This window comes from Kitasatospora sp. NPDC048296 (assembly GCF_043201815.1).
Taxonomy (GTDB): Bacteria; Actinomycetota; Actinomycetes; order Streptomycetales; family Streptomycetaceae; genus Kitasatospora.
This window is the reverse complement of the sequence record NZ_JBICZB010000174.1, coordinates 1-2,683: the sequence shown is the minus strand read 5'-3', so window position 1 is coordinate 2,683 and position 2,683 is coordinate 1. Positions and strand designations below refer to the sequence as shown.

General features: G+C 74.1%; 2 protein-coding genes. Both read left to right on the top strand.

Going from position 1 to position 2,683, the window contains the following annotated elements:
* The coding region (locus tag ACGF12_RS38230) for a beta-ketoacyl reductase (protein WP_393041166.1) at positions 1-1,595 on the top strand (1,595 nt) is incomplete at its 5' end.
* Between the two features lie 36 nt (positions 1,596-1,631).
* A partial coding sequence (locus ACGF12_RS38225) for a beta-ketoacyl synthase N-terminal-like domain-containing protein (RefSeq protein ID WP_393041163.1) occupies positions 1,632-2,683 on the top strand: 1,052 nt, incomplete at its 3' end.

Below are 2,683 nucleotides of genomic sequence, written 5' to 3'. Positions count from 1 at the left end.
TCGCGGACTCCCGCCTGGTGTTCACGACCCGCGGTGCGGTGCCGGGCGGCGAGGTCGCCGACCTCGTCGGCGGAGCGGTCTGGGGTCTCGTCCGGGCGGCCGAGGCGGAGAACCCGGGCCGGTTCGCCCTGCTCGATGTCGAGCGCGCGTCGGACGTGAAGACGGCGCTGCCCGTCCTCTGCGCTCAACTGGACCGCGGCGAGTTCCAGTTCACCGCCCGTGCCGGAGCCGTGCGGGTGGGCCGACTCGCCCGGGTGGCCCCCGGCGGGCCCTCCTCGGGCTGGGGCACGGGAACCGTGGTGATCACGGGTGGGACCGGCGGTCTGGGCCGGCTCGTGGCCCGGCACCTGGTGGTCGAACACGGGGTGCGGGAGCTGCTGTTGCTGAGCCGTCGTGGAGGTGCGTCCGAGCTGGTGGACGAGCTGGCGGAGCTGGGTGCCCGCACCGAGGTGGTGGCCTGCGACGCCGCCGACCGTGAGGCGCTCGCGCGGGCCCTGGACGGCCGGACGATCAGCGGTGTCGTGCACGCCGCCGGTGTGCTGGACGACGGTGTGGTGAGTGCGCTGACACCCGAGCGACTGTCGGCCGTCCTGCGCCCCAAGGCGGACGCGGCGTGGAACCTGCACGAGCTGACCAAGGACCAGGACCTCAAGGCCTTCGTCCTGTTCTCCTCCATCTCGGGCGTCATGGGCAGCGCCGGCCAGGGCAACTACGCGGCGGCCAACGTCTACCTCGACGCGCTCGCCATCTGGCGCCGCCAACAGGGCCTGCCCGCCCAGTCCCTGGGCTGGGGCGCCTGGATGCCCACCGCCGGCATGACCGGCACTCTCTCCGAAGCCGACCTGCACCGCATCCACGCCACCGGCGTCCCACCGCTGACCGAGGACCAGGGCCTCGCCCTGCTCGACGCCGCCATGGGACTCGACGAGCCCTACCTCGTCCCCATCGGCCGCGCCTCCGGACCGGCCAGGATGCCCGGCACCGTGCCCGCGCTGCTGCGCGGACTCGTCCGCGGCGCCCGCCGCGCGGCCGAGTCCACCGGCGGCCGCACCGGAGCGGTGGCCGCGCTCGCCGCCCGCCTGACCGAGCTGCGCGAGGCCGACCGGCTGCGCTACGTCGTGGACCTCGTCCGCACCGAGGCGGCGGCCGTCCTCGGCCACGCCTCGCCGCAGGCCGTCGCCGCCGACCGGGACTTCCACGACCTCGGTGTGGACTCCCTCACGGCACTTGAGCTGCGTAACCGCCTGACCGCCGTCACCGGCCTGCGCCTGCCCGCGACCCTGGTCTTCGACCACCCGACGTCCGCCGTCCTCGGCGCACACCTGCTCGGCGTGCTCCTGGACGAGCAGGACGCGGCGGACGGCGCCGCGCTGTTCGGCCAACTCGATCGCCTGGACGCGGCTCTGGCCGATGCGGACACCGACGAGGCGACCCGCAACGCGGTTTCGCTCCGGCTGCGCCGAATGCTGGAGAAATTGCGAAACCAGGACGCGCAGAATGCCGAGGACGCCATTGCGGAGCGGCTCGAAGCAGCGAGCACCGACGAGGTCCTGGCCTTCATCGACAACGAGCTCGGCCGTCTGAGCGACCGCTGACCGACTCCGCCTCATCACAGGAAGGCACCACCCCCCATGTCGAACGACAGCAAGCTCGTTGACTACCTCAAGTGGGTCACGGCCGACCTGCACCAGACACGCCAACGACTGCTGGAGGTCGAGTCCGGCCGGCACGAGCCGATCGCCGTCGTCGGCATGGCATGCCGCCTGCCGGGCGGGGTGACCACCCCCGAGGAGCTCTGGCGGCTGGTCGCGGACGGGCGGGACGGCATCACCGGGTTCCCCGGCGACCGCGGTTGGGACATCGCGGCGCTGCTCGGCGAGGGCAACGGCAGCAGCGCCTCGATCGAGGGCGGATTCGTCACGGCCGGCGAGTTCGACGCGGGCTTCTTCGGGATCTCCCCGCGCGAGGCCCTCGCGATGGACCCGCAGCAGCGGCTGCTGCTGGAGACGTCCTGGGAGGCCTTCGAGCGGGCGGGCATCGACCCGAGCGGCCTGCGCGGCACCCGCACCGGCGTGTTCGTCGGCACGGCGGGCGTCGACTACGTCGGCGTGGTGATGAACTCGGACGAGGACATGGAAGGTCACGCGACCACCGGCCTGACGGCGAGCGTGCTGTCCGGCCGGGTGTCGTACACCTTCGGCCTGGAGGGCCCGGCGGTCACCGTCGACACCGCGTGCTCCTCCTCGCTGGTGGCGATGCACCTCGCGTCGCAGGCGCTGCGGGCCGGCGAGTGCACGCTGGCCCTCGCGGGCGGCGTCACCGTGCTGTCGACGCCGATGAGCTTCTCCGGCTTCTCCCGCCAGGGCGGGCTCGCCCCGGACGGGCGCTGCAAGGCGTTCGCCGACGCGGCGGACGGGACGGGCTGGGCCGAGGGCGCGGGCGTGCTGGTGCTGGAGCGCCTGTCGGACGCCCGCCGCAACGGGCACCCCGTGCTGGCCGTCCTGCGCGGCTCGGCCGTCAACCAGGACGGCGCCTCGAACGGGCTGACGGCCCCCAACGGCCCGTCGCAGCAGCGCGTCATCCGGCAGGCGCTGGCCGCCGCCGGGCTGTCGGCCGGCGAGGTCGACGCCGTCGAGGGCCACGGGACGGGCACGCCGCTCGGCGACCCGATCGAGGCCCAGGC